Origin of the sequence: Simplicispira suum (assembly GCF_003008595.1) — a bacterium.
GTDB classification, from domain to species: Bacteria; Pseudomonadota; Gammaproteobacteria; order Burkholderiales; family Burkholderiaceae_C; genus Simplicispira; species Simplicispira suum.
On the sequence record NZ_CP027669.1, the window covers coordinates 835,009 to 860,818 of the forward strand.

The following is a 25,810-nucleotide window of genomic DNA, read 5'->3' on the forward strand; positions in this document are numbered from 1 at the left end:
AGCCACTTCGGGGTGTAGCTTAGCCAGGTAGAGCGCTACGTTCGGGACGTAGAGGCCGGAGGTTCGAATCCTCTCACCCCGACCAAAATATTACTTACCCCACGTCCTGGCACAGGAAAAAGCCAGGCGGTTTTTTGCTTCTGGCGCAAATGCTTGCGGCCATGCAGGATGCCAGCGATTTACATGGCCAGACCGATCAGCGATGATAGGATGATTGCCGACTTTCTACTGGACTCCCGCTCTTCATGGCCGCTGTTGATATTGCCCAAAAAGACGCTTCGTCGATAGCCTTGCCAGGGTTGGGCCGGGCGTTGATTTCTGCGGGAAAGCTGACGCAAAAGGCGGCCGAAGACATTTTCCGCAAATCGCAGGCCTCACGTACAGGCTTCATCGCCGAAGTCACCGGCACTGGCGCCGTATCGGCCAGTGAATTGGCGCACACCGTTTCCTCCATCTTCGGCGCGCCGCTGCTTGACCTCAACGCCATTGACCCGCTTCGTCTACCGCGTGATCTGCTGGATGCAAAAATCTGTCAGGCTTACCGCGTTCTGGTTCTGAGCAAACGCAACAACCGCCTCATCGTCGCAACTGCGGACCCAACAGATCAAGAAGCTGCAGAAAAAATCAAATTCACCACGCAGATGGGGGTGGATTGGGTCATTGCCGAATACGACAAGCTCGCCCGCCTCATCGACTCCAACACCAAATCGGCCAACGAGGCGATAGATGCTTACGCCGGTGCCGGCGATTTTGAATTTGAAGACGTTGCGATTGAAGAAGCAGCTGACACGTCGGACGCGTCGGGCGGAGATGTCGAAGACGCACCCATCGTCAAATTCCTGCACAAGATGCTGCTCGATGCCTTCAACATGCGGGCATCAGACCTGCATTTTGAACCCTATGAACACCATTACCGCGTGCGGTTTCGGGTGGACGGCGAGTTGCGCGAGATTGCCTCGCCACCGATTGCCATCAAAGACAAACTCGCCTCTCGAATCAAGGTAATTTCCCGACTTGATATTTCGGAGAAACGCGTTCCGCAGGACGGGCGCATGAAGCTGAAGGTGGGACCGGATCGGGTCATTGATTTTCGGGTCAGTACCTTGCCTACGCTTTTTGGGGAAAAAATCGTCATCCGTATTCTGGACCCCAGCAGCGCGAAAATGGGAATTGAGGCGCTAGGCTACGAACCAGAAGAAAAAGAGCGCCTGCTCAAAGCCATCGAGCGCCCTTACGGGATGATTCTGGTCACCGGGCCCACTGGATCGGGCAAGACGGTGTCCCTGTATACCTGCCTCAATCTGTTGAACAAGCCGGGCGTGAACATCGCGACAGCCGAAGACCCCTCGGAAATCAACCTGCCTGGCGTCAATCAGGTGAATGTGAATGAGAAGGCGGGGCTCACATTTGCTGTGGCCCTAAAGTCTTTTTTGCGCCAGGATCCCGACATCATCATGGTGGGCGAAATCCGCGATTTGGAGACCGCCGACATCTCGATCAAGGCGGCACAAACCGGTCACTTGGTGTTGTCGACACTGCATACCAATGATGCACCGACCACATTGACGCGCATGCGCAACATGGGGATTGCGCCCTTCAATATTGCCTCCAGCGTGATACTGATTACGGCCCAACGCTTGGCGCGGAAATTGTGCCCCGTGTGCAAAGAGCCAATCGATATTCCGCATGAAGCCTTGGTCGATGCAGGCTATGCAGAAGAAGAGATTGACGGCTCCTGGGTTCCTTACAAGCCCGTCGGTTGCTCGGCCTGCAACAACGGCTACAAAGGCCGGCTTGGCATTTATCAAGTGATGCCAGTGACCGAAGAGATTCAGCGCATCATCCTGCGCGATGGCAGTGCGCTTGAAATCGCCGCGCAAGCCAAGCTCGAAGGGGTGCGCTCATTGCGCGAATCGGGCCTTTACAAGGCCAAGCTCGGCGTGACTTCCCTTGAGGAAGTCCTTGCGGTTACGAACCTCTAACAACCAATCACCAGGGAACGCAATGGCGACTGCAGCATCCGCACGGAGTACGAAAGACTTCGTCTATGAATGGGAAGGCAAGGACCGCAATGGGAAAATCGTCCGAGGCGAGATCCGCGCGATGGGCGAAAACCAGGTTCAAGCCACCTTGCGGCGCCAAGGGGTCCTGCCAGTAAAAATTAAAAAGCGCAAAATGCGCTCTGGCCGGAAAATCAAACCCAAGGATATTGCGCTGTTCACGCGCCAAATGGCCACTATGATGAAAGCGGGTGTGCCTCTGTTGCAGGCATTTGACATAGTCGGACGCGGAAATGCCAATCCAAGTGTGGGCAAACTATTAAACGACATCCGCAGCGATGTGGAAACGGGAACATCCCTCAATGGTGCATTTCGTAAGTACCCTATGTACTTCGATAGTCTCTATTGCAATCTAGTGGAAGCAGGCGAAGCGGCCGGTATTCTCGAAGCATTGCTCGACCGCCTTGCTCTCTATATGGAAAAAACTGAGGCGATCAAATCTAAGATTCGTTCCGCGCTGATGTATCCGATTTCCGTAATCATCGTTGCTTTTGTCGTGGTTACTGTGATCATGATTTTTGTGATCCCTGCATTCAAAGAAGTCTTTACCTCATTTGGCGCGGACCTTCCCGCACCCACATTGTTTGTAATGGCCATCAGCGACGTGTTCGTCAAATGGTGGTGGCTGATTTTTGGCGTGATTGGCGGTGGTTTTTATTTCTTCATGCAAGCATGGCGACGCAATGAAAAAATGCAGATGTTCATGGATCGTGTACTTCTCAAAATTCCAATCTTTGGCGTCCTGATCGAAAAATCTGCAGTCGCGCGTTGGACCCGCACGCTTTCCACCATGTTTGCCGCCGGTGTGCCGCTCGTCGAAGCCTTGGACTCGGTGGGTGGCGCTTCGGGAAACTCGGTCTATGCGATGGCTACCGACAAGATTCAGCAGGAAGTATCGACTGGCACCAGCCTCACCGCAGCAATGACGAACGCCAATGTTTTCCCCTCCATGGTGCTGCAAATGTGCGCCATTGGCGAGGAATCGGGCTCCATTGACCACATGCTTGGCAAGGCTGCGGACTTCTACGAGGCCGAGGTCGATGACATGGTGGCCGGACTCTCCAGCCTGATGGAGCCCATCATCATTGTGTTCCTGGGTACTCTTATCGGCGGCATCGTGGTTTCGATGTATCTGCCGATCTTCAAGCTGGGCCAGGTTGTTTGATGCCGGTTGAGGCCTGGTTGGACGCCACAGTCGCTGGCGTCTTCGGTTTGCTTATTGGCAGCTTTCTTAACGTAGTCATATACCGCGTGCCCCGCATTCTGGAGGGGCAATGGGAGCGAGAAATCGCTGACTATGCTGCATCCCGTACTGCAGAAGTCGCTTCCGGCTCGGCAGTAGCTGAGCCTGAGCCTTTCAATCTACTCGTCCCCCGCTCGCGCTGCCAAACTTGCGGACACCAACTGCGCTGGTTTGAGAACATCCCGGTTTTCAGCTATCTGGGTTTGCGCGGCAAGTGTGCTTCGTGCGGCGCGCGCATCAGCATGCGCTACCCCCTGGTCGAGCTGTTGACAGGGGCACTGTTCGTCTATTGCGCACAGCGCTTTGGGTTGACCGCAACAGGTGCGGCTTGGGCGTTTTTCTGCGCCATGCTTGTGGCCATGGCCTTTATCGATTGGGACACCACGCTATTGCCCGACAACCTCACGCTGCCGCTGCTGTGGGCCGGACTTTTGGCATCAGCGGCCGGGTTGATCGAAGTTCCGCTCGTTCAGTCGGTGGTGGGTGCTGCGGCGGGCTATCTGTCTCTTTGGCTGGTCTATTGGGCTTTCAAACTGGCTACAGGCAAGGAAGGCATGGGCTATGGAGACTTCAAACTGTTCGGGGCCCTGGGTGCCTGGTTCGGCTGGCCTGCCCTGGTCCCGCTGATCCTGATGGCCTCGGTGGTCGGCGCCTGTGTCGGCATTGCCATGAAGGTAGCGAGCAGTTTGCGCGAAGGCGGCTACGTGCCGTTTGGTCCATTTCTCGTGGGAGCCGGCCTCGCGGCATTGATCTTGGGGCCTAACGCCGTACAAGACGCGATTCTGGGTCTCTTCGGACTGTGAGCAGCCCCGCAGTGTCCATGCGTCGCCTTGGGCTCACGGGCGGCATCGGTAGTGGCAAGAGCACCGTCGGAAAATTTCTCGCAGAGGCCGGTGGCGCGCTCGTTGACGCAGATGCCCTCTCCCGCGCCAGCACGGCCAGCCAGGGCGAAGCAACATCTGCCGTCGCGCAGATTTTCGGACCGGAGTTTCTGGATGCGCATGGGGCATTGGACCGCGCGCGCATGCGCAGCCTGGTTTTTTCTGATCTTTCGGCCCGCGCGCGGCTGGAAGCCATCGTCCATCCTATTGTTCTGCGCGGTATCGCCGAACGCGCCGCCGCTGCCAGGCGGGCGGGCGCGCGCTTGTTGGTGCTGGATATCCCACTCCTGGTGGAATCGGGCCGCTGGGCACGCGAAGTCGACGCGGTCCTGGTGGTCGATTGTCTGGAAGAAACACAGATAGAACGCGTGATGCAGCGCAGCGCAATGACGCGCGAGCAGGTGCAATCCGTGATCAACGCCCAAGCCAGCCGCCGCCAGCGGCGTGCCGTGGCAGACGCTGTGGTTTTCAACGACGGCCTGTCTCTGTCCGAGCTGGAGGCCAAGACGTTGACGCTCGTCCAGGGCTTGGCGCTATGATTCCTGCAGACTTGGCCGAAACCGGCCCGCCATCCGAGAGCTCCGCCTCCACCCATCGCTCCCCAAGGAATCTGGCCGCGTGATCCTGTACGAATACCCCTTCAACGAGCGCATCCGCACCTATTTGCGCCTGGAGCATCTGTTTCGCCGGCTCGGTGTACTGGTCTCGCGCGAGCATGCCCTGGACCATCACTTTGCGTTGGTGACCATTTTCGAGGTGATGGACGTCGCCGCACGGGCCGATCTCAAATCCGATGTGCTCAAAGATCTAGAAAAGCAAAAGCACCAACTCGACAGCTACCGAGGCAATCCTTCGATTTCGGTGGATGCGCTCGATGGCGTCGTGGCGCAGCTTGATGCGTGTTTTGTGGCCTTGAATGCGCAGATCGGCAAAGCCGGTCAGACTCTCACTGAAAACGAGTGGCTGATGGCGATTCGCAGTCGCGTCGGTATCCCCGGCGGCACTTGTGGCTTTGACCTGCCGTCCTACTCAGCCTGGCAGCATCGCCCGCCCGTCGAACGCCAACAAGCGCTTGGCGGCTGGGCGAGCGCATTGGCTCCCTTGGCGGAGGCCATCCTGCTGTTGCTCCAGCTGATCCGTGACACGGGCGTTCCGCAGAAAGTGGTGGCTGAGCACGGCCAGTTGCAGCAAACGCTGCCCCAGGGCCGCAGTTTTCAGTTGCTGCGCATGCGCATTGACCCTTCTCTCGATCTGGTACCCGAAATCAGCGGCAATCGCCTCATGGTGTCGGTGCGGCTGATGCAGGTCCAAGCGGGCTTTGCTTCGGTACCCAGCACCGAGAACACCAGCTTTGAACTCACGCTATGCGCCTGATCGAGGAGCGGCGATGAACTCTGAACCACAGATCCGCGAAGTGCGTTGCCCGGCCTGCGGCGGCAAGAGCATCTACAGCGCCGCCAACCCGTGGCGGCCATTCTGCAGCGAACGCTGCCGGCAGCGGGATCTGGGGGCCTGGGCCAGCGAAGAATTCCGCATGCCCACCGAGGCGCCGCCAGACGATGCACCTTACGGTGATCCGCGCATGAATGAAGACTGAAATAGGGCTCCGGCGCAATAGTGGCGCGCGTTAGCAGCTACTATTTTTGTAGTATTTCTGGATCGAATTGCAGATTTTTCTCTTGTGCCAGCCACTGCAATACCGGCAGCGCGCCAGGCAACACCGGGCGCACGGTGATCGGCCAGTGCTGCCAGCACATTTGCTGCGCCTCGCGCATCTCGAAGTCTCCCGTCCATGCGGTGACACGGCACCAGTGCAGGCGCACCAGCGCATGCGGGTAGTCGTGCTCGGTCACTTTCCACGCCTGCGCAGAGTCGATGACGATGCCCAGTTCTTCCTGCAGCTCGCGGCGCAGTGCCTGCTCCACCGTTTCGCCCGCTTCAAGCTTGCCGCCAGGAAACTCCCAGTAGCCCGCGTAGACCTTGCCCTCGGGCCGACTGGTCAATAGCAGCGCGCCGTCCTCGCGGCTCAAGATGCCAACGGCTACTTCGGTGTGCGCGCGCATCAGGCACCCCGGCGCCCAGCGTAGTCACGTGCGAACTGGTAGGCCACACGGCCACTGCGCGAACCTCGCTCCAGCGCCCAGACCAGCGCCTCGGGCCGCGCAGCAGCAATGTCCACCACATTCACGCCCAGCGACGACAACCACTGTGCAGCAATCGCCAGGTATTCGTCCTGGCTGAAGGGATAAAAGCTGACCCACAGGCCAAACCGTTCGGAAAGCGAAATCTTCTCTTCCACGCCTTCGCCCGGATGCACCTCACCGTCGTCGGTGTGCGTGTAGGTCAGGTTCTCGCGCATGTACTCGGGCAGCAGATGGCGCCGGTTGCTGGTGGCGTAGATCAATACATTGGGCGTGGCAGCGGCCACAGAGCCGTCAAGAATGGATTTGAGCGCCTTGTAGCCCGGTTCGCCGTCCTCGAAGCTCAGGTCATCGCAAAATACGATGAATTTCTCACTGCGCCCGGCCACCACTTCAACGATATCGGGCAAGTCCGTCAAATCGGCCTTGTCGACTTCAATCAAGCGCAGCCCCTCAGGCGCATAGGCATTCAAACAGGCTTTGATGAGCGAACTTTTTCCGGTGCCGCGCGCGCCCGTGAGCAAGACGTTGTTCGCCGGCACGCCACGCACAAACTGCTCGGTGTTGCGCTGGATTTTTTCCTTCTGGCCGTCGATCTCCTTCAAATCCGCCAACTGCATGGCAGCAACATGGCGCACCGGCTCCAGCCGGCCGTGACCGCTGGAGCGCTTGCGATACCGCCAGGCGATGGCCTCCTGCCAGTCGGGCGCCGCCAGCGGCTGCGGCAGCACCGACTCGATGCGTGCCATCAGTTGTTCTGCGCGGGCAATCAGGCGATCCAGATTTTGAGTCATTTCAGGGTGTAGCGCTTACTACATAAGCGCAAGCAGCTATCTAATTAAGAGCGATAGTCGGCGTTGATGCTCACGTAGTCGTGGCTCAGGTCGCAGGTCCAGACCTGGTCCTGCGCCCCGCCTCGCCCCAGCAACACGCGCACCGTGATCTCCTGCTGCTGCATGACGCGCTGGCCGTCCTCTTCGCGGTAATCCGGATTGCGTCCGCCGCGTTGCGCGACCAGAACGTCGTCCAGATACAGGTCGATGAGAGTCTGGTCCAGATCTTCAATGCCCGCATACCCGACCGCCGCCAGAATGCGGCCCAGGTTGGGGTCGCTGGCGAAGAACGCCGTCTTCACCAGCGGCGAATGCGCAATGGCGTAGGCCACCTTGCGGCATTCCTCGCTGCTGGCGCCACCTTCGACGCGCACGGAGATGAACTTGGTCGCGCCCTCGCCATCGCGCACGATGGCCTGCGCCAGCAAGCGCGCCACACGGCCCAGCGCAGCGACCAGGGCCTGGCCCTCGGCGCTCTCGAGCGAGGTGATTTCGGCGTTGCCCGCGCGCTGCGTGGCCATCAACGTGAACGAGTCGTTGGTCGAGGTGTCGCCATCGATGGTGATGCGGTTAAACGACTGCTCGGCCAACTGGCGCACCAGTTGCGGCAGCAGCGCCGGCGCCACGCAGGCATCGGTGGCCAGAAAGCCCAGCATGGTCGCCATGTTGGGGCGGATCATGCCCGCGCCCTTGGAGATCCCGGTGATGCACACGCGCGCACCGCCAATCTGCACTTCGCTGCTGAAGGCCTTGGGGATGGTGTCGGTCGTCATGATGGCCTGCGCCGCCGCGCCCCACTGGTCGGCAGCGGCGTTGGCGATGGCGCTCGGCAGACCAGCTTCGATCCGCTCGACCGGCAGCGGCTCCATGATGACGCCGGTGGAATACGGCAGCACCTGCGCTGCGTCTATGCCCAGCGCCTGAGCCGCAGCCGCACAGGTGCGGCGGGCGCGTGCCAGACCATCGGCGCCGGTGCCCGCGTTGGCGTTGCCGGTGTTGATCACCAGCGCGCGGATGCCGCTGGTGCCCGCCAAATGTTCGCGCGCCACCTGAACCGGCGCCGCGCAGAAACGGTTCTGTGTGAACACGCTGGCAATCGCTGCGCCTTCATCAAGGAGGAACACGGTCAGGTCTTTGCGACCCGGCTTCTTGATGCCCGCTTCAGCCGTGCCGATGCGAATGCCAGCGATAGGGCGAAGCTCGGATGCGATGGGGGCAGAAAGATTGACAGGCATGGTGGTCCTAGAAAAATCCAAACTCGGGAAGCTACCCATGAACTAGCACGGCCCCAGGCCAGGGACACCGCGCAAGGGCCGCCCCGCCGCGCCCTTCCGCAGCGCAGTTGCAAGAGAAGGGGCTGAGGGCCTCGGCTCAGGGGGATGTCACGCTAATTTTCCGTGGCACTGCTTGTATTTTTTTCCACTGCCGCAGGGACAAGGGTCGTTGCGCCCCACCCGACCGCCGGCCGCCACCTTCTGTTGAACACGCAGCGTGCGCTCGTCCACGGTGGTTTCGGCGTCGCCACTTTCATTCGGAGCACTGTAGGTCACGTTGGCGATGTTCTCGGCTCGCTGCTCCATGTCCTCTGCGACAGCGTCAAGCTGGGTGGGCGACTGAATCTGCACTGTCATCAGCACCTTGGTGACTTCGTTTTTCACCATATCGATCAACTGACGGAACAGCTCGAACGCTTCGCGCTTGTATTCCTGCTTGGGCTGCTTTTGCGCATAGCCACGCAGATGGATGCCTTGGCGCAGGTAGTCCAGCGCGCTCAAGTGGTCGCGCCAATTGGAGTCAAAGGTCTGGAGCAGTACCACGCGCTCGAACTGGGTAAAGTTCTCGCTGCCCACCGCCTCCAGCTTGGCCCCGAAGGCTTCGTTGGCTGCAGCAAGCACACGCTCGAGAACGTCCTCGTCGGTCATCGAACTCGATGCTTCAACTTCCTTCTGAAGATCCAGATCCAACTGCCAATCCTCGCGCAGCGCCTTCTCCAGTGCAGGCAGGTTCCACTGCTCCTCAACGGATTCCACCGGCACATGGACGCGCACCAGGTCCGAGAAGCAGTCTTCCCGCATGGCACCGATGATGTCTTCCAGCGCGCTGGCGTCAAGGATCTCGTTGCGCTGCTGATAGATCACCTTGCGCTGGTCGTTGGCGACATCGTCGTACTCCAGCAGCTGCTTGCGCATGTCAAAGTTGCGCGCCTCGACCTTGCGCTGTGCCGATTCGATGCTGCGCGTGACGATGCCCGCCTCGATGGCTTCACCGTCGGGCATCTTGAGCCGGTCCATGATGGACTTGACGCGATCGCCGGCAAAAATACGCATCAGCGAATCGTCCAGGCTCAAGTAAAAGCGCGAAGAACCCGGATCACCCTGGCGGCCCGAGCGGCCACGCAGCTGGTTGTCGATACGGCGCGACTCGTGGCGCTCCGTTGCGATGATGCGCAGCCCCCCCAGCTCCTTCACGCGTTCGTGCTCCACCGCCCATTCGGCACGCAGTTGGGCAATCCGTGTCTGCTTGGCCGCTGCGTCCAGCGATTCGTCGGCCTCTACGGCCGCGACGTCCTTCTCGACGTTGCCACCAAGCACGATGTCGGTGCCGCGACCCGCCATGTTCGTAGCGATGGTGACCATGCCAGCGCGCCCAGCTTGGGCCACGATGTCGGCTTCCCGCGCGTGCTGCTTGGCATTGAGCACCTGGTGGGGCAAGCCCACCTTGTTGAGCATCTCATCGATGATTTCGGAGTTCTCGATCGACGTGGTACCCACAAGCACCGGCTGGCCCCGCTCGTGGCATTCGCGGATATCTGCGATCGCAGCCTCGTATTTTTCGCGCGTGGTCTTGTAGACGCGGTCGAGCTGGTCTTCACGCCGGCTGGGCCGATTGGGTGGCACCACCATGGTTTCCAGGCCGTAGATTTCCTGGAATTCGTAGGCTTCGGTGTCGGCGGTGCCCGTCATGCCGGCAAGCTTGTTGTACAGCCGGAAATAATTCTGGAAAGTGATGGAAGCCATCGTCTGGTTTTCCGCCTGGATCTCCACGCCTTCCTTGGCTTCCACCGCCTGGTGCAGTCCTTCGCTCCAGCGTCGGCCAGCCATCAGGCGACCGGTGAACTCGTCGACGATGACGATCTCGCCGTTTTGCACCACGTAGTGCTGGTCGCGGTTGTACAAATGGTTGGCACGCAGTGCAGCGTACAAGTGGTGCATCAGCGTGATATTGGCCGGGTCGTAGAGCGACGCACCTTCGGGAAGCATGCCCTGGTCTGCCAGGACGCGCTCGGCCGTCTCGTGGCCTTGCTCGGTCAGGAAAACCTGGTGCGTTTTTTCGTCCACCGTAAAGTCGCCCGGCTTGATCACGCCCTCACCCGTGCGCGGATCGGCCTCGCCCTCTTGGCGCACCATCAACGGCACCACCTTGTTCATGGCGATATACATCGCCGTATGGTCTTCGGCCTGGCCACTGATGATGAGCGGCGTGCGCGCCTCGTCAATCAGGATCGAATCGACCTCGTCGACGATGGCGTAGTTGAGGCCACGCTGGACCCGGTCGCCCGCCTCGTAGACCATGTTGTCACGCAGGTAGTCGAAGCCGTATTCATTGTTCGTACCGTAGGTGATGTCGGAGCGGTAGGCGGCCTGCTTTTCCTCGCGCGGCATGTTGGGCAGGTTGATGCCCACGCTCAAGCCGAGGAAGTTGTAGAGACGTGCCATCCACTGTGCATCGCGGTTGGCAAGATAGTCGTTCACGGTCACCACGTGCGCGCCGTTGCCAGAAAGGGCATTCAGGTACACGGGTAGCGTCGCCGTAAGCGTCTTGCCCTCACCGGTTCGCATCTCGGCAATCTTGCCAAAATGCAGCGCTATACCACCGACCAACTGCACGTCGAAGTGGCGCATTTTCATTACGCGCTTGGAGCCTTCGCGCACCACGGCAAAGGCCTCGGGCAACAGGGCATCGAGATGCTCACCACCGGCTACGCGAGACTTGAACTCGTCGGTCTTGGCGCGCAGTGCCTCATCGCTCAGCGCTTCGTAGGTCGGCTCGAGTTCATTGATACGTGCCACCGTCTTGCGGTATTGCTTAAGCAGGCGGTCATTGCGGCTGCCGAAAATTTTGGTGAGGAAGTTGGTGGCCATGCAGACATGAATTCGTCGCGGCACCCAAAAGTGCGCGAAAAATCCGCGATCCCTGTGAAGAAGTAGGTCAGATGAGGTCGGATGCGAGGAGTGCAAGCAAATCAAGCAGGCTCTCGGCGCTCGGGCTCGAAAAAAGCAATTTTACCTGCGCGCCACCGCACCGGCTGCAGCCCTTCCTGGCAACGGGCTGGCGCGTGCCCCCTGGGTACGCGTGGCGGCATCACCCGCAGCCAGAAACTTTCTTGGATCCTGCAAGACGCCCTGGACCCACACCTCGAAATGCAGGTGCGGCCCCGTGGACCGGCCTGTGGTGCCTACTTCGGCGATCTTCTGACCGCGGCGGACCAGGTCTCCGCGTCGCACCAGGACCTTGGATGCGTGGGCATAGCGAGTGATCACTTGGTTTCCATGATCAATCTCCACCATATTGCCGTAGGCGGGGTGAAATTCCTGCGTCACCACGACGCCACCCGCCGCCGCAAGAATGTCGGAGCCCTGCGCCGTCGCGAAATCCAGCCCGGTGTGCAGAGCCGAACCGCCAGTGATGGGGTCGATGCGCCAGCCAAACCCCGAGCCGACGACGTTGCCGGGCACAGGTTCTTGCGTGGGAATCATGTGTTTGGCCAAGTGCTGGTCCATGAGACGCGATTCCATCACCGTCATCAAATCCGCTCGCTGGCCGCTCAGCTGCTCCAGATCATCCAGCGTGCGCTGCAGCTCACCCAGGCTCAGCGGCCGGCTTGCGACCAGTACACCGCCCTGGCCTGGCGCTGCACCCGCCTTGCCACTGCCATTGGAGGGCAGTGGGACACCCGCCAAACCGGAAATGCGGTCGCTCAGCGATTCGAGTTGCACCATGCGCGCCTGCATCTCCCCTACCTTGCGAGCCATGGCGTCGATGTTCTGGCGCATGAACCGCTCGCGCTGGGCCGTGTCGTCCCGCGCCACCAGGCGAACCAGATCGCTGACCACGGGCCAGCCTTCGCGCGCGCCTTTGAGAAAAACCAGGTGGTACAGGCCAGCGGCCATGCACATCAAGACCAGCGCCAAGCCCAGCACAGCAAGCAACAGACGCGGCCCCGAGAGCGTGATGGACCGGCTTCGCGCAAGACGCGCGTCCATGATAATTAGCTGCATTGACCACCTTTCCGCTTGGACCCCACCCCGTGATGCACCGCCGCAACCATGCTGTAACTCTTCAGCAAGCCGCCGACGAGGCGCCCATGCTGGCCCAGCTGTCGGCTCTGGTGCAGGACTCGAGCGCGCGGCTGCGCGCCATTGAAACTTTGATTCCTGCTGCGCTGCGTACGTCAGTGCGTGCGGGGCCGATTGACGGCACCCACTGGTGCATCCTGGTCAAAGGCAGCTCGGCCGCAGCCAAATTGCGCCAGCTTCAACCCACCCTGGAAGCCCATCTGCGCAGCAAGGGGTGGGAGGTTAGCGCGATTCGCATCAAAATTCAAACATAGACCGCGCTGACGGCATATTTAGTTCAGCCACGCGCCGTCAACGACTGCGCAGCGCCCGGCTCAGGAGCAGCACGGGCACCAGCCCTACCAGCACCAGCGCGAGCGATGGAAGCGCTGCTTCGCCCAGCCGCTCGTCGCGCGCCAACTGGTACGCCACCACCGCCAGGGTGTCGCTGTTGAATGGCCGCAAAACCATGGTCGCGGGCAGTTCCTTCATCACATCGACAAACACCAACAGCGCCCCGGCCGCTGCGGCACGCTTGAGCAGCGGCCAGTGGACCTGGCTCGCAACGCGCATGCTGCCCGCCCCCAACAAACGAGCGCTCTCGTCCAGGCTGGTGGGAATGCGCGCGTAGCCGCTCTCTATGCTTTGCAAGGCTACGGCAGAAAACCGCACCAGATAGGCCCAGACGATGCCCAGAGCCGTAGTCGTCACCAGCGCTGCAACACCCAGATGGGGAAACTGCTGCTGCAGCCAGCCGACCGGCAGGAGCACGCCGACCACGATCACCGCTCCGGGCACCGCATAGCCTGCACCCACCAGACGCACCACGGCCCGCACGGGTCCGCGTGGCGCCCGTCGCAGTGCAAACCCCAGCGCCAGGGCCACCGCGAGCGCCAAGGCCGACGTCATGCCGCCTAGCCGCACGCTGTTCCACGCCCATTCCAGAAACCGCTGCCAAGGAAGCACGGACCAATCGGCCGCAAGAGGACGCAGCATGAAAGCCACAGGCGCTACAAACCCAAGGAGAACCGGCACAACGCAAACGGCATACGCCAGCACCACAGGCCAACCCGTCAATACCTTGGGCAAGGAAACCGCCGAGCCCCCTGCGCCGCGTGCGCTGAAGCGCATGCGACTTTGGGACCGCCGCTCCAGCCAAAGCAACAGCAGCACCAGGGCGAGCAGCATGGTGGACAACTGCGCCGCCACGCGGCGATCGTCCATTGCCAGCCAAGCCTTGATGATGGCGGTGCTGAATGTCTGAATGCCGAAATAACTCGTCACGCCAAAATCGGCCAGGGTTTCCATCAATGCCAGGGCGACACCGGCGGCCACGGCCGGTCGAGCCAGCGGCAAAGCCACCGCAGCAATCCGGCGAGCCAGTGGCGCGCCGAGCATGCGCGCCGCCTCCATCAGATGCGCAATACGCTCTGCCAGCGCTGCCCGCGCAAGCAGGTACACATAAGGATAGAGCGACACCACGAAGACCAATACAGCGCCGCCCAAACTTCGTACTTCAGGCAGCAGGCGGCCTTCCAGGCCAAACGCTGCGCGCGCCCAAGTCTGCAGCGGACCGCTGTACTGCAGAAAATCGGTATAGGCATAGGCCGTGACGTAGGCCGGCATCGCCAATGGCAACAGCAACAGCCACTCAAAGCTGCGGCGGCCCGGAAAATCAAACAGGGTCACCGCCACTGCAGCGGCCGTGCCGACCAGTGCAGCGCCCACACCTACGCCGATGGCCAGCCACAGCGTGGTCCACAGATAGCCCGGTAGCACGGTCTGCGCCATTGAAGCGAGCACCGGCAGGGGCGCATTCGAATCAACGCCCGGCAACCAGGCACCGAGCAAAGCGAGCACAGGCAGGCACAGGACGCCAGCCAGGGCGAACAAGGGAAGGTGGCGCAAGGCCGCACGGACAGTGGGCAAGATGGGAATAAGTGGAGATGACAGCCTGCAGAACAGACACCATTCGGTACAACGGCAGGCAAATGAGAATTTTACGCATTCGCAAACATAAAATGCCTGCATGTATTTGACGCTCTCGAATCTGGATGTGCGCTACCCCGGTCAGACCCTGCCTGCGGTGCGGGGTGTCGGTCTGGGCCTACCAGCGGGGAGCATTGGCGTACTGATCGGGCCATCAGGCTGCGGCAAGACCACGCTGCTGCGCGCGGTTGCGGGGCTGGCCCCGGTGGAGCGGGGTGAGGTGCAACTGGGCGGAGCCTGTGTCAGCTGCCCCGGCCACAACGTGCCGCCGGAGGAGCGGCGCATCGGCATGGTGTTTCAGGACTACGCCCTGTTCCCCCACCTCAGCGTGGGCCGCAACATCGCATTTGGTCTGCACGGCGTGGCGCAGAACGTGCAGGCCGAGCGAATTTCGGAGGTGCTGGCGCTGGTTGGGCTGCCTGGCAGCGAAGGGCGCTATCCCCATGAACTATCTGGCGGTCAGCAGCAGCGCGTGGCCTTGGCACGCGCGCTTGCGCCGCGCCCCAAGCTGATGTTGCTCGATGAGCCCTTCTCCAACCTGGATGTGGGCCTGCGCGAACGCCTGGCGCATGAAATGCGCGGCATCTTGAAGGCCGCCGGTGCCACGGCTCTGTTTGTGACCCACGATCAGCTCGAGGCCTTTGCCATCGGAGATCTGATCGGCGTCATGCGAGATGGCACGCTGCACCAATGGGACGATGCGTACACGATCTATCACCGTCCCGCCACGCGCTTTGTTGCCAACTTCATCGGCCATGGCGTCTTTGCACCTGCGCAGTTGGAGCAAAGTGCGAGCGGTGTCGCGGTCCGGACGGCGCTCGGAACCCTGGAAAATCTGACCGATTGCCCGCTGCCGTCCTACTACGAAAATGGCGAGTGCGATGTACTGCTGCGGGCCGACGACATCGTGCACGACGACGAATCGCCGGTCCAGGCGCGCGTACTGCGCAAGGCATTTCGCGGCTCAGAATTTCTGTACACGCTGCAACTTGCCAATGGCCAGCAGTTGCAAGCCCATGTTCCCAGTCACCACGACCACGCGGTGGGGGAATGGATTGGCGTGCGCGTGCAGGCCGATCATGTCGTCACCTTTGCCCGCGAGCACGGTCCGGCCATTGCGTAAATCCACGCGCTCGCCTGGCGCTCTGGACCAACCTAAGGAAGCAGCCTGCGCCCTGTCAGCCGCTCATGCTCGGCTGCTGCAAAACGATCGGTCATGCCCGCAATAAAATCCGCCACCACGCGGGCACCATGGCCCGGTGGCGCTGCCGCAGCGCGGGCCGCGTAAGCAGGCTTCATGGCGTGCGGCGCGGCAAGGTATGCATCAAATAGCTCCCGTACCACTACCTGTGCCCGATCGGTGGTCTCCACAACCTGCGGATGCCGGTAGAGGTTGTCGAACAAAAACCGCTTGAGTGTCTGCGACCGCACCCGCATGTCCGGTCCAAAAGCCACCAGAGGGCCGGCGCGGCGCACGGCGTCCACATCGCCCGGTGCTGCGTCGGCAATGGCCTGCTGCGTCGCGGCAATCACGTCGTAGACCTGTGCACTGAGCATGCGACGAATGGCTTCGTAGAGCAGCCGGCGCTCGGTGGCAGGGGCGTCCAGCCCAGGAAACTCGTCAAGGGCCTCGCTGCGGTAGCGCGCAAACAGCGGTACCTCGGCCAGTTGCTCCTGCGTAATCAGCCCGGAGCGCACACCGTCATCAATGTCGTGCGCGTTGTAGGCAATTTCATCGGCCAGATTGGCCAGTTGCGCCTCCAGACTCGGCTGCTGGCGCAGCAGAAAGCGCGACGCGACGCCGCCCGGCTCTTGCACCTCAAGCAACTCGGCGTTGCTGCGGGAACAGTGTTTGAGAATGCCCTCCCGGGTTTCGTAGGTGAGGTTGAGTCCGGCAAATTGCGGGTAGCGCAGCTCCAGCCTATCCACCACACGCAGGCTCTGCAGGTTGTGCTCAAAGCCTCCGTGGTCTTGCATGCAGGTGTTGAGTGCATCTTGCCCGGCGTGGCCAAAGGGCGTGTGGCCCAGGTCGTGCGCCAGGGCAATGGCCTCCACCAGGTCTTCATTGAGGTGCAGCGAGCGCGCGACCGAGCGCGCCAGTTGCGCAACCTCAAGCGAATGCGTCAGCCGGGTGCGAAACAGATCTCCCTCATGATTGAGGAAAACCTGCGTCTTGTAGACCAGCCGACGAAAAGCCGAGGAATGGACAATCCGGTCGCGGTCACGCTGGTAGTCCGAGCGTGTCGGCGCTGGCGCTTCGGCGTGGCGCCGACCACGGCTGTCCGCCGCGTGGCAGGCATAGGGAGCCAGAGCCAGAATATCAGTCAAATAGGCCTCCAGCGCTTATCCCATAAGCGCTGACAGCTCCTGAAAACATAGCGATACATCCCATCCCATCCCAGGCTTGGCTCAGCTCCTTTCAAGCCGGTGCGCAGCATGTGTTCACCACCTCGCGCACCAAAGCGTCGGGCGCGGTTCGCAGCACAGCCTTGCCTGGGCCGTCGATCAGCACAAATCGGATTTCACCCGCTTGTGCCTTCTTGTCGACGCGCATCAGTTCCAGATACCGTCCTGCATTGTCGTTGGCGTCCAGCACCGGGGCCCGCACTGGCAGCCCGGCGCGTGCCACCAGCGCCCGAAGTCGCGCGCAAAAGGCGGCATCCACCAGTCCGAGCCGGTGCGAAAGCTCTGCCGCCATCAGCATGCCCGCGCCCACGCCTTCACCATGGAGCCACACCCCGTAGCCCATACCCGACTCGATGGCGTGGCCGAAGGTGTGGCCGAAGTTGAGAATCGCCCGCAGCCCGGCTTCGCGCTCGTCTGCGCCGACGACTGCCGCTTTGATCTCACAGCTGCGGCGCACCGCATGCGCCAATGCCACCCGATCGCACACGCGCAGCGCGTCGATATGGGCTTCCAGCCAAGCCATGAAGTCCATGTCGTAAATCGGGCCGTACTTGATGATTTCGGCCAGCCCCGCGCTGAGCTCGCGCGCAGGCAAAGTATCGAGCGTATCGAGATCGCAGACCACCAGCAACGGCTGGTGAAACGCACCAATCATGTTCTTGCCCAAGGGGTGATTGATGCCCGTCTTGCCCCCAACCGACGAATCCACCTGCGCCAACAACGTGGTGGGCACCTGCACAAAGGGTACGCCGCGCATGAAGCTGGCTGCTGCAAACCCAGTCATATCGCCCACCACGCCGCCTCCCAAGGCGAAGAGCACGGTATTGCGATCGCAGCCATGCTGGAGCAGAGCGTCAAAGATCAAATTCAGGGTTTGCCAGGTTTTGTGAGCTTCGCCATCCGGGAGCACCACGCGGTGAACCTGCGAATAGCTGGCAGCAAGGACGCTTTTCAGGCGCCCCGCGTAGAGTGGTGAGACCGTGGTGTTGGTAACGATCAACGCGCAATGTCCCTGGGGCAATGAAGCATAAGCCTCAGCCTCGGAAAATAGGTGTGTGCCTATGGCTATGGGATAACTGCGCTCAGCCAAACCGATGCGCACAATTTGCGGAGCGTCATTTTGCGTGGAGCGAGCTGGCAGTTCGGCAACCGCGGTTGCCGAGTCCACATCTGCGGATTCTGATGCAATGGTCATTTCGATCCGAGTGTAGAGCAGGCGGGCGGGGCCAGTGAGCCATCCATCCGCTGTAGGGAGGTCAAGGGTCTGTTGACGTTTCGTTCGATGGGGCTGGCTGGGTGGCCCCGCCCAGCGCCCCGGCGTTCAGGGCGCCTGCCAGCTCAAGCTGCATGACCACCATGTTGACCAGGGTAGCAACAGACGGCCGCCCAGTTTCGATGACGAAGTGCGCGGTTTCCCGATAGAGCGGGTCGCGTTGTGCGTAGAGGCTACGCAATTGCTGTAAGGGATCTTTGGTTTGCAGCAACGGCCGGGTAGTGTCATGCCGCAGGCGCCGGTAGATGTCGTCGGGCAAGGCGTGCAGGTAGACCACTTGCCCCCGCTCGCGCAGACGCATCCGCGTGGCGGGCCGCAGCACCGCACCGCCACCGGTGGAGAGCACGGCGCCGCCGCCTGTTCTCGTCAGATCGTCCAGCGTGGCTTCCTCTACGGCGCGGAAGGCTTCCTCCCCCTCGCGCTCGAAGAGTACCCTGATCGAGCAACCAATGCGCTCTTCGATGACACGGTCCGAATCGATGAAAACCGCACGCAGCCGCCGCGCAAGTTGCCGCCCGACCGTCGTCTTGCCACATCCGGGCATGCCGATGAGAGAAATCATGAGAAATGGGTGAGTACGTGATGGCACCGGCTGTCTGCCAAGCAACTTGATCCTGCCAGCGCCCCTACCGACCACGACGGACAAAGCGCCCAGTCGAGAACAAAAGAAACAGCCCCTTGGACATTATCCAAGGGGCTGTGATCGAAGCTCAAAAAAGGGGCAAGAACGGAACTAGGTGAATCCCCGCCCCGCCTTACACGTCAAGCGACCACGATCGAGACCTGCCTGCGCACCACCAGGGTGCCGCGTGTGGCCGTCACGATGAAGGTGTAGGTACCTGCCGTGGTTGGAGTACCCGAAATGGTTCCATCCGCCGCCAACGCAAGGCCTGGGGGCAGGTTGCCGGTGATGCTCCAGACGACGGGAACCGCAGGATCGCCAATCGAGAAGGAGAGCGTATGCGAATAACCGTCACCCACTGTTCCACCCGGCAAGGCGCACGGCGCACTGACGTCGCTGCTGCAGCCATCAATCGCCAATTCACCTTCGACCTTGATGGTCAGGTTTTTGCTCAATGATGCACCCGTATCGTCGGTCACAGTCACCACGACGTTGTAGCTGCCCTTCGCGGCGGTGGGAACCCCGGAAACGATGCCGTCACTGCTCAAATTGAGCCCGCTCGGTAGGGCACTGCTCGTCCAAGCATATGGCGGCAAGCCCCCCTGCGCGGTCAAAGCAAACGAGTATGCCATTCCATTCGTTACCGTCAGCGAAGTATCCGTGATCGAAAGAGGTACTGTACTAATGGCCTTGTTCACGCTGATCGCCATGAGTTGCATCACGGGGTCTTGCACGCCGTTGCTGACATTATTATCAAAACGATCTGCAGTCATTTCAAGAAGAATCACACCCGCAGTTGGGCCACTGGAGATCGAAAACAATCCTTCTCCACCAATGGTACTGATCTGTACTTCACTACCTGATTGCGCTCCAGCCAGCAAGCGCGCACCTGCAGAGGCACCGAATGGGCGGATACGCACTTTCAAATTAGCTCCCGAAGGGTTCGGGACCGGCTGGTTTGCATCATCCATCACTTTTGCACTGATCGCAACGCTTTTCGGTAAATTGAAAGTGTTGGTAGTAGTGCCCAGGTAACGGGGACCGCGCGTCGTCACGGTTACGCTAGCAGGTTTTCCGGTTGCCGCGCCCACTACGATATCAACGCTTGCACTGGAGACCAATTTGTCCGCTGGGTTAGTGACCGCACAGGTAATGCGCGCCGTACCAGCCTTGTCGCCAGCATGAAAATGGAACGAATTACCACCGGCATTAGAGCCAAGAACAATATTTCGATAAGCGCCAGGAACCTTTATCTTTCCTCCCTTCCCATCGTCTACCTCGACCATGTGCTCATCTTTGCCATCCAAGTAATACAACGCACCAGTGTCCAAGCCTCCGGCTACGTTGCAAGCGAAGGTGTCCTCCCCTCCCAAGATCGGCCGCCCCCCTTCCCGAGCTTCAACATAAAGAGTCGTCGTAAATGGAGAATAAGCGCTGATGTTCGCCATTTCGTTGGACAGATTGATCGGCAACTGTGTCTTATCTGCGCGCAATGAAATACTATAAGGCAGATCACTGCTTCCAGGGCTTCCCCCGCCGCCCCCGCACGCCGCTAATAGTGCAGACAGCGTCAATGCCGTCAATCCCATAAATTTGTTCACTTTTTACCTCTCTTTTACCAAAATTAGCGCGTTGGGCCGCGGTCAGAAATCACTTTGGGCGTGATGAAGACGAGCATTTCACGCTTTGTTGATTCTTTCGTCCTGCTCTTGAAGAGATTACCCATGACCGGGACATCGCCCAAGAAGGGGATTTTACTTTCTTGATTAGTCTCTTCCATTTCAAAGATGCCGCCGATAACTACCGTACCGCCGTTTTCTACCAAAATTTGGGTGACGATATGCTTGGTATCGATAGCAACCCCTTGCAAGGTGGTCTCACCGCGACTGTCTTTGTTGATATCAAGATCAAGAATGATATCGCCTTCGGGTGTAATCTGCGGTGTGACTTCCAACTTAAGCACAGCCTTTTTGAAAGCAATTGTGGTTGCTCCATTGGGTGCGGTGACGGAATACGGGTATTCCGTACCCTGCTCGATCAGTGCCTTTGTCTGGTCAGCGGTAATCACCCGGGGACTGGATACGATCTTGCCCTTGCCGTCTGCCTCAAGTGCCGAAAGCTCCAAGGTGAGGAATCGATTGGCAGCTGCATTGAAGATGGACAGCGCAAAGCTGCCTACCGCATCACCACCTGATAGCTGCGCAGGCAAGTTGACAAAGCTGCCGGTGGGGTCTGTCGTTCCACCAGCGCCGCTGCTGGCGACGCTATTGCTATAGCTGCTTCCAAACACCACCCGGTTGTCGCTGCCCAGGGCATAGCCACCCTGCCCGCCCCGATTTGCTCTCAGGTCACTTCCGCCCAGACGCACGCCGAGAGAACGCCCAAAGGAATCCCGTGCCTCCACGATGCGCGCTTCTATCAGTACCTGACGCACCGCGACATCCAAAGTAGCCAGCAACTTGCGTACCTCCTCGATTTTATTGCTCGTATCCGTTACGAACAGCTGATTCGTGCGTGGCTCGGCGATAGCGCTACCTCGCTCCGAAAGAAAGCGTGTGTTCGTCGCGCCCGTTGCACCGGCAGCGCTAGAAGTGAGCTGTGTGACCATATCCACAGCCTTAGCGTAATTGAGCTGAAATGCCTGCGTTTTAAGAGGTTCGAGCTTTTCGATCGCCAAAGCTGCCTCGAAATCCTTCTTTGTGCGATCGTCGATCTCGTCTTTGGGTGCAATCCAGAGGACCGTACCATTTTTACGCATTCCGAGACCTTTGGCGTCCATGATGATCTGCAAGGCCTGATCCCACGGAACGTCTTTAAGTCGCAAGGTGAGCGCTCCCGTTACCGTATCGGAAGTGACAATGTTGAAATTTGTGAAATCAGCAATTACTTGCAACAACGAACGTACTTCAATGTTCTGAAAGTTCAGGGAAAGCTTCTCTCCGGTATATCCCGGACCCTGACTAAGTTTCGTGAGATCGACCTTCTTCTGCCGAACTTCCACAACAAACTGATTATCGCTCTGGTAAGCGCTATGCTCCCACTCTCCGATCGGCTCAATGACCATATGTACGCGATCACCGTCTTCAGTGGTCGTGATTTTCTGTACCGGTGTTCCAAAATCGGTCACATCAAGTTTACGCCTCAACCCTTCAGCTAACGAAGAACGAAGAAAGTCAACCGTAAGGGTTTTGGCCTGTTGGCGCAGATCAACACCCACTTGGCTACTCGCAAGCGCTACCACGATGCGCCCGGACCCATCCGGGCCGCGGCGAAAATCAATATCTTTTATAGGCAAGACGTCCAAGCTACCAGATTCTGCGAAAACTTCAGTCTGCGCAGGTGTCGTTGCGCTTGATGCTACTGGCGCCAAAACGACCATTAAGGCGTCGCCTTGTAACTCCGCCCGATAGGCCGTTGCCTGCTTGAGGTTCAACACCACGCGAGAACGTCCGTCAGCCTGAACGACATTCACTGACTTCAGGTTGCCTTGATTAATTTCGACAAGCGATTTCCCCATCGCGTTCGACATTCCTGGAAAATCGAGTGCAATGCGTGCCGGCGATTGCGTCGCGAACCCAGTCGGCAGTGCCGGAAGTGGCTGCGTAAAATCGATTCGTAAAACCTCTGCCCCACCTTGCAGTGATCCAGTGACGGATTTAATGGCGCCTTGTGCAAGTACGAAAGTGGAAGCAAGTGCTGCCGCCGTGGCCAACACAAAACCTCGAATCAGGTTCTTCATTTTAAAATTCTTCCGCTTCATTTGGTGACCCCCTCTTGCAGCTCAAGCGATGCCATGCGTTCTATCCAGTCGCCCGTCGCGTCCTGCACGATTTCACGCAGCTGTATCGCAGTTTCCGTAATTTGTGTGATGCGCCCATAGTTGGGACCCAGATACTCTCCAATGCCCACTTGGTAGAGCAGATTGTCGACTTTCAGCAAGGCTGTTGGCTTTCCGGCCTTCATCAGGCTGCCCACCATTGCCATTGCGTCCAGCGGATAGGCTTCTAGCGGCTCTTTGCGACGAGCCAGCTCTGGAGCAATCAAAGCGGCGTTGGATGCCACCTGCGCTGAATCACGACGCAAAGCCTGGGTGAGACGTTGCGGGCTAAAAGGCTCAAGCTCGCCTTGAACAGCGTATTGCTGTGGCTGAAACTGCTTGGGCTCAGTGAGTGGTGTGACGTGCGGCTGGGCTTGCGCACGTTCCTGCGCCATCCAGTCCCTCAGTTCTGCCTCGCCAGATGAGTCGCAACCCAGAAGAAGCGCCACCGCAAAACCTAAATACGCAGCATGACTTAGCTTCATTTCGGAGCCCCCTGAACTGCCTTGCGCTGTGCTTCGATTTCATCCGCATCCAGATAGCGGAAGGTTCGCGCAGTCGCATCCATGATCAGGTTTGGCCCACCTTTGTCTCCCGCAGTTATTGCTATATCGTTCAGTGTCACGATTCGGGACAGATTCGCGATATCGGCAGCAAAAGCCCCCATGTCGTGGTATTTACCGGTGACCCGAACAGCGATTGGAAGTTCCGCATAGTAGTCGCGAACGATCACTTGCCCTGGACGGAAAAGTTCAAACTGCAAGCTTCTTCCGATACCCGCCTGGTTAATATCAGAAAGCAAGGCAGCCATTTCCGCTTTGCTTGGAAGCTGTTTTTCGAGTTGTATGACGTATTGCTGGATCTGTTCACGCTGTTTCTTGAGCAAATCCAAACTGACAGCTTTGTTCAATTTGGTCTGATAATCTTGCCGCAGCGTCACTTCCGTTGCGCGCTCAGCGTCGAGTGCATCGCGGTAGTCCGTCAGCTTTACGTACCAAAGGCCGAAAGCTACTGCGGCAGCAATGAAAATACATAGCAAATAGCGCGGCAATGGTGGCCAAAGGGAAGGATCTTTGGTATCGAGATTACGAAACTGACGCTGCAAAGAATCTTGCAGCGCCGCTGTATCTATGGAGTTTTTTTGCTTTTTGGCCATGACTCAGTTTCCGGCCGAAGGTGCACCTACAGCACCGTCTTCGGTTTTCTTTGCATCGCTAGACCGCTTCAAAGTAAAATGCAAATTGAATGCGGATACACGTCGCTCATCACGCGGAGTCAACGCAACTTTGGCAGCCGTAATTTCCACCAATTCCGGCTTGGAAAGCCACGGCGTATTGTTTGACAGGTTGCGCAGCAATTCAGAAACTCGTTCGTTCGACTGCGCCATACCCTGCAGTGCAATTTGCTGATTGGTTTGCTTTAATGCGGTAACGTAAACACCGTCAGGCAACTGCTTGACCAACTCACTCAACAAATGCACAGGAAGATTGCGATCGGCCTGCAAATCCTCGACCGCTTTCTGTCGAGCACGCAGAGAAGCGATTTCCTCTTCTATACCAGCGATTTCCTTGATCTGATTTTCAAGTATCGTGATCTCACTTTGCAGAAAGCTGTTTCTGGCTTGCTGCTGCTCAATCATCATTTGAAACCACCAATAGATCAGACCAGCGATTAACAAGCCCACGAGAAACGACGCAAACATCGTGGCTTGGAAGGCTTCACGGCGGCGCTTGCGCGCCACTTCCCGATGCGGGAGCAGATTAATGAGAATCACTGCATGAACCTCCGCATCGCAAGGCCACAGGACGTGAGATAGGACGGAGCTTCCCGAACCATCTTCTTGATGCGCACATTGCTCGACATTTCCATACCTTCAAACGGATTGACGACGCTGCATGGAAAACCCGTATGCTGCGTCACCGCCTCTGGCAGACCCTGCAAGGGAGAAGATCCCCCGGCCAGAAGGATTCGGTCGACACGATTGTGCGGCGTGCTGGTGAAGAAAAACTGCAATGCCCGCCCGATCTCCTGCGCCATGCTTTCGACAAAAGGCCGCAGAACTGCGCTTGCGTAGTCTTCTGGCAGGTCGCCACTGCGTTTTTTGTTCTCGGCTTCCTCCACCGAGAAACCATACTGCCTGACGATGAGCTGCGTAAGTTGTGCGCCGCCAAATGCTTGATCGCGGTCGTAGAGAACTTCGTCATTGCGAATGACTTGCATACTCGTCGTCAAGGCGCCCACCTCAAACAGGGCGACCATGGAGTCGACACCTTTATTGGGCAAGGCCTCAATGAGGCGACTTGCCGCCAGGCGCGAAGCATAGGACTCGACATCCAGAATGACTGCCTTGAGCCCCGCCGCTTCAGCCAGACCCTGACGATCTTGAACTTTTTCTCGACGCGACGCCGCGATCAACACGTCGACGTCGCCCGGAGCGTTCTTGCTCGGGCCCATCACGCAGAAATCGAGGCTCACCTCATCGAGCGAAAAGGGAATGTACTGGTTGGCTTCCGACTCAACCTGCACCTCCAGCTCCTGATCCGTCATGCCGGCAGGCAGCGAGATTTTCTTGGTGATGACAGCGGACGGGGGCAGCGCAAGCGCGACCTGCTTGGTACGCGTCCCGCTCTTTTTCACGACGCGTTTGAGGGCGTCGGCCACCTCATCAAATTTCTCGATGTTGCCGTCTGTGATCCAGCCACGCTCAAGGGGCTCGATCGCACAGCGCTCAAGAACCCAGGCACCCGATTTGTCACGCCCTAGCTCAACCAACTTTACGCTGGAAGAACTGATGTCAATGCCCAGCAGCGGCGCAGACTGGCGACCGAACAAGGATCCCGTAGAGATCAAGATGCCCCCTTGTAGTTGTGAATGTGAGACAACAAAACTTCACATTTCACATGAATGCTAGCAGTAAGATACTTCTCCGGCAAAGAGTTTTCCGGTTGTCGCAACTCTGGAACGTTGTCAAAAGCAGACGGAACAGCAGGCTTTGCCGCTCGACTGAATCTGCTTTTTCCGGGCAGATGCACAAAACATCCCTCCACCGGTTTGCAATGCGCGCCATCCCGCGTGACCGGATTTTTATAATGCCGGCTCATTTCATGCCGGAGCGATATGCCGCCGTCCAACCCCAAAGCCCCCTCATCCCCCACGTCAAAAAAGACATCGCCACCTCCTGCTTCTTGGTGGAAATGGCCTCTGCGCAT

24 protein-coding genes and 1 tRNA gene are annotated in these 25,810 nt (G+C 59.2%); 9 read left to right on the plus strand and 16 right to left on the minus strand.

Annotated features, from left to right (window positions below):
- Window positions 1-8: 8 nt before the first annotated feature.
- The 7 genes from C6571_RS03975 to C6571_RS04005 all read left to right on the plus strand — a co-directional run bounded on the left by C6571_RS03975 (window position 9) and on the right by C6571_RS04005 (window position 5,781).
- Window positions 9-85: transfer RNA gene (locus C6571_RS03975), tRNA-Pro, on the plus strand.
- Between the two features lie 160 nt (window positions 86-245).
- Window positions 246-1,982 carry a type IV-A pilus assembly ATPase PilB gene (gene pilB, locus C6571_RS03980; protein ID WP_106445543.1) on the plus strand — a complete coding sequence of 579 codons (1,737 nt, stop codon included), beginning with the start codon at window positions 246-248 and terminating at the stop codon, window positions 1,980-1,982.
- 22 nt (window positions 1,983-2,004) lie between these two features.
- Window positions 2,005-3,225, plus strand: coding sequence for a type II secretion system F family protein (locus tag C6571_RS03985; protein WP_106445544.1), 1,221 nt, complete (start codon window positions 2,005-2,007; stop codon window positions 3,223-3,225).
- Window positions 3,225-4,106, plus strand: coding sequence for a prepilin peptidase (locus tag C6571_RS03990; protein ID WP_106445545.1), 882 nt, complete (start codon window positions 3,225-3,227; stop codon window positions 4,104-4,106). The genes C6571_RS03985 and C6571_RS03990 overlap by 1 nt, the downstream gene beginning before the upstream one ends.
- A gap of 17 nt (window positions 4,107-4,123) precedes the next feature.
- Window positions 4,124-4,723: a dephospho-CoA kinase gene (gene coaE, locus C6571_RS03995; protein WP_106445546.1), complete on the plus strand. Its 600-nt coding sequence runs from the start codon at window positions 4,124-4,126 to the stop codon at window positions 4,721-4,723.
- A gap of 79 nt (window positions 4,724-4,802) precedes the next feature.
- Window positions 4,803-5,558: a cell division protein ZapD gene (gene zapD, locus C6571_RS04000; RefSeq protein ID WP_106445547.1), complete on the plus strand. Its 756-nt coding sequence runs from the start codon at window positions 4,803-4,805 to the stop codon at window positions 5,556-5,558.
- A 13-nt stretch (window positions 5,559-5,571) separates the two neighbouring features.
- The gene (locus tag C6571_RS04005; RefSeq protein ID WP_106445548.1) at window positions 5,572-5,781 is read left to right on the plus strand and encodes a DNA gyrase inhibitor YacG; all 210 of its coding nucleotides are present in this window, start codon (window positions 5,572-5,574) and stop codon (window positions 5,779-5,781) included.
- A 40-nt stretch (window positions 5,782-5,821) separates the two neighbouring features.
- Here the strand turns inward: C6571_RS04005 and C6571_RS04010 are convergent, their stop codons facing one another.
- The 5 genes from C6571_RS04010 to C6571_RS04030 all read right to left on the minus strand — a co-directional run bounded on the left by C6571_RS04010 (window position 5,822) and on the right by C6571_RS04030 (window position 12,437).
- Window positions 5,822-6,247 (minus strand): NUDIX domain-containing protein, encoded by a 426-nt coding sequence (locus C6571_RS04010; RefSeq protein ID WP_106445549.1) that lies wholly within the window; start codon window positions 6,245-6,247, stop codon window positions 5,822-5,824.
- Window positions 6,247-7,119, minus strand: a complete 873-nt coding sequence (locus C6571_RS04015; protein ID WP_106445550.1) for an ATP-binding protein — start codon at window positions 7,117-7,119, stop codon at window positions 6,247-6,249. Before C6571_RS04015 ends, C6571_RS04010 begins: the two co-directional genes overlap by 1 nt.
- Before the next feature lie 44 nt (window positions 7,120-7,163).
- Window positions 7,164-8,393, minus strand: a complete 1,230-nt coding sequence (argJ, locus tag C6571_RS04020; RefSeq protein ID WP_106445551.1) for a bifunctional glutamate N-acetyltransferase/amino-acid acetyltransferase ArgJ — start codon at window positions 8,391-8,393, stop codon at window positions 7,164-7,166.
- A gap of 147 nt (window positions 8,394-8,540) precedes the next feature.
- Window positions 8,541-11,300: a preprotein translocase subunit SecA gene (gene secA / locus C6571_RS04025; protein ID WP_106445552.1), complete on the minus strand. Its 2,760-nt coding sequence runs from the start codon at window positions 11,298-11,300 to the stop codon at window positions 8,541-8,543.
- A 141-nt stretch (window positions 11,301-11,441) separates the two neighbouring features.
- Window positions 11,442-12,437 (minus strand): M23 family metallopeptidase, encoded by a 996-nt coding sequence (locus C6571_RS04030; protein WP_106445553.1) that lies wholly within the window; start codon window positions 12,435-12,437, stop codon window positions 11,442-11,444.
- A 32-nt stretch (window positions 12,438-12,469) separates the two neighbouring features.
- Here C6571_RS04030 and C6571_RS04035 point away from each other — a divergent pair, with 32 nt between their 5' ends.
- Entirely contained in the window at window positions 12,470-12,769 is a 300-nt protein-coding gene (locus tag C6571_RS04035) for a hypothetical protein (protein WP_106445554.1), read from the plus strand.
- A gap of 37 nt (window positions 12,770-12,806) precedes the next feature.
- Here the strand turns inward: C6571_RS04035 and C6571_RS04040 are convergent, their stop codons facing one another.
- A complete protein-coding gene (locus C6571_RS04040) occupies window positions 12,807-14,402 on the minus strand; it encodes an ABC transporter permease (RefSeq protein ID WP_245901381.1) in 1,596 nt (531 codons plus the stop codon).
- 121 nt (window positions 14,403-14,523) lie between these two features.
- On the opposite strand from C6571_RS04040, the gene C6571_RS04045 reads away from it, so the two are divergent.
- The gene (locus tag C6571_RS04045; RefSeq protein ID WP_106445556.1) at window positions 14,524-15,606 is read left to right on the plus strand and encodes an ABC transporter ATP-binding protein; all 1,083 of its coding nucleotides are present in this window, start codon (window positions 14,524-14,526) and stop codon (window positions 15,604-15,606) included.
- A gap of 32 nt (window positions 15,607-15,638) precedes the next feature.
- On the opposite strand, the gene C6571_RS04050 is transcribed toward C6571_RS04045, so the two are convergent.
- From C6571_RS04050 to C6571_RS19660, 10 genes are all read right to left on the minus strand, one after another.
- Entirely contained in the window at window positions 15,639-16,811 is a 1,173-nt protein-coding gene (locus C6571_RS04050; RefSeq protein ID WP_245901382.1) for a deoxyguanosinetriphosphate triphosphohydrolase, read from the minus strand.
- A gap of 91 nt (window positions 16,812-16,902) precedes the next feature.
- Window positions 16,903-18,084, minus strand: coding sequence for a 3-dehydroquinate synthase (gene aroB, locus C6571_RS04055; RefSeq protein WP_106445557.1), 1,182 nt, complete (start codon window positions 18,082-18,084; stop codon window positions 16,903-16,905).
- Window positions 18,085-18,145: 61 nt separating this feature from the next.
- The gene (locus C6571_RS04060; protein WP_106445558.1) at window positions 18,146-18,724 is read right to left on the minus strand and encodes a shikimate kinase; all 579 of its coding nucleotides are present in this window, start codon (window positions 18,722-18,724) and stop codon (window positions 18,146-18,148) included.
- Window positions 18,725-18,924: 200 nt separating this feature from the next.
- Window positions 18,925-20,385 carry an Ig domain-containing protein gene (locus C6571_RS04065; RefSeq protein ID WP_245901384.1) on the minus strand — a complete coding sequence of 487 codons (1,461 nt, stop codon included), beginning with the start codon at window positions 20,383-20,385 and terminating at the stop codon, window positions 18,925-18,927.
- A 23-nt stretch (window positions 20,386-20,408) separates the two neighbouring features.
- Window positions 20,409-22,523 carry a type IV pilus secretin PilQ gene (locus tag C6571_RS04070; protein ID WP_245901386.1) on the minus strand — a complete coding sequence of 705 codons (2,115 nt, stop codon included), beginning with the start codon at window positions 22,521-22,523 and terminating at the stop codon, window positions 20,409-20,411.
- A 17-nt stretch (window positions 22,524-22,540) separates the two neighbouring features.
- Entirely contained in the window at window positions 22,541-23,086 is a 546-nt protein-coding gene (locus C6571_RS04075) for a pilus assembly protein PilP (protein WP_106445561.1), read from the minus strand.
- Window positions 23,083-23,757, minus strand: coding sequence for a type IV pilus inner membrane component PilO (locus C6571_RS04080; RefSeq protein WP_106445562.1), 675 nt, complete (start codon window positions 23,755-23,757; stop codon window positions 23,083-23,085). Before C6571_RS04080 ends, C6571_RS04075 begins: the two co-directional genes overlap by 4 nt.
- Window positions 23,758-23,760: 3 nt before the next feature.
- The gene (locus C6571_RS04085) at window positions 23,761-24,375 is read right to left on the minus strand and encodes a PilN domain-containing protein (RefSeq protein ID WP_106445563.1); all 615 of its coding nucleotides are present in this window, start codon (window positions 24,373-24,375) and stop codon (window positions 23,761-23,763) included.
- Window positions 24,372-25,451 carry a pilus assembly protein PilM gene (locus C6571_RS04090; RefSeq protein WP_106445564.1) on the minus strand — a complete coding sequence of 360 codons (1,080 nt, stop codon included), beginning with the start codon at window positions 25,449-25,451 and terminating at the stop codon, window positions 24,372-24,374. Before C6571_RS04090 ends, C6571_RS04085 begins: the two co-directional genes overlap by 4 nt.
- A complete protein-coding gene (locus C6571_RS19660; protein ID WP_170094620.1) occupies window positions 25,448-25,810 on the minus strand; it encodes a hypothetical protein in 363 nt (120 codons plus the stop codon). The genes C6571_RS04090 and C6571_RS19660 overlap by 4 nt, the downstream gene beginning before the upstream one ends.

Coding starts and splice junctions, on each gene's coding strand:
- pilB (WP_106445543.1), top strand. CDS start 246: ATGGCCGCTGTTGATATTGCCCAAAAAGACGCTTCGTCGATAGCCTTG.
- C6571_RS03985 (WP_106445544.1), top strand. CDS start 2,005: ATGGCGACTGCAGCATCCGCACGGAGTACGAAAGACTTCGTCTATGAA.
- C6571_RS03990 (WP_106445545.1), top strand. CDS start 3,225: ATGCCGGTTGAGGCCTGGTTGGACGCCACAGTCGCTGGCGTCTTCGGT.
- coaE (WP_106445546.1), top strand. CDS start 4,124: ATGCGTCGCCTTGGGCTCACGGGCGGCATCGGTAGTGGCAAGAGCACC.
- C6571_RS04005 (WP_106445548.1), top strand. CDS start 5,572: ATGAACTCTGAACCACAGATCCGCGAAGTGCGTTGCCCGGCCTGCGGC.
- C6571_RS04010 (WP_106445549.1), bottom strand. CDS start 6,247: ATGCGCGCGCACACCGAAGTAGCCGTTGGCATCTTGAGCCGCGAGGAC.
- C6571_RS04015 (WP_106445550.1), bottom strand. CDS start 7,119: ATGACTCAAAATCTGGATCGCCTGATTGCCCGCGCAGAACAACTGATG.
- argJ (WP_106445551.1), bottom strand. CDS start 8,393: ATGCCTGTCAATCTTTCTGCCCCCATCGCATCCGAGCTTCGCCCTATC.
- secA (WP_106445552.1), bottom strand. CDS start 11,300: ATGGCCACCAACTTCCTCACCAAAATTTTCGGCAGCCGCAATGACCGC.
- C6571_RS04030 (WP_106445553.1), bottom strand. CDS start 12,437: ATGCAGCTAATTATCATGGACGCGCGTCTTGCGCGAAGCCGGTCCATC.
- C6571_RS04035 (WP_106445554.1), top strand. CDS start 12,470: ATGCACCGCCGCAACCATGCTGTAACTCTTCAGCAAGCCGCCGACGAG.
- C6571_RS04045 (WP_106445556.1), top strand. CDS start 14,524: ATGTATTTGACGCTCTCGAATCTGGATGTGCGCTACCCCGGTCAGACC.
- aroB (WP_106445557.1), bottom strand. CDS start 18,084: ATGACCATTGCATCAGAATCCGCAGATGTGGACTCGGCAACCGCGGTT.
- C6571_RS04060 (WP_106445558.1), bottom strand. CDS start 18,724: ATGATTTCTCTCATCGGCATGCCCGGATGTGGCAAGACGACGGTCGGG.
- C6571_RS04070 (WP_245901386.1), bottom strand. CDS start 22,523: ATGAAGAACCTGATTCGAGGTTTTGTGTTGGCCACGGCGGCAGCACTT.
- C6571_RS04075 (WP_106445561.1), bottom strand. CDS start 23,086: ATGAAGCTAAGTCATGCTGCGTATTTAGGTTTTGCGGTGGCGCTTCTT.
- C6571_RS04080 (WP_106445562.1), bottom strand. CDS start 23,757: ATGGCCAAAAAGCAAAAAAACTCCATAGATACAGCGGCGCTGCAAGAT.
- C6571_RS19660 (WP_170094620.1), bottom strand. CDS start 25,810: ATGCGCAGAGGCCATTTCCACCAAGAAGCAGGAGGTGGCGATGTCTTT.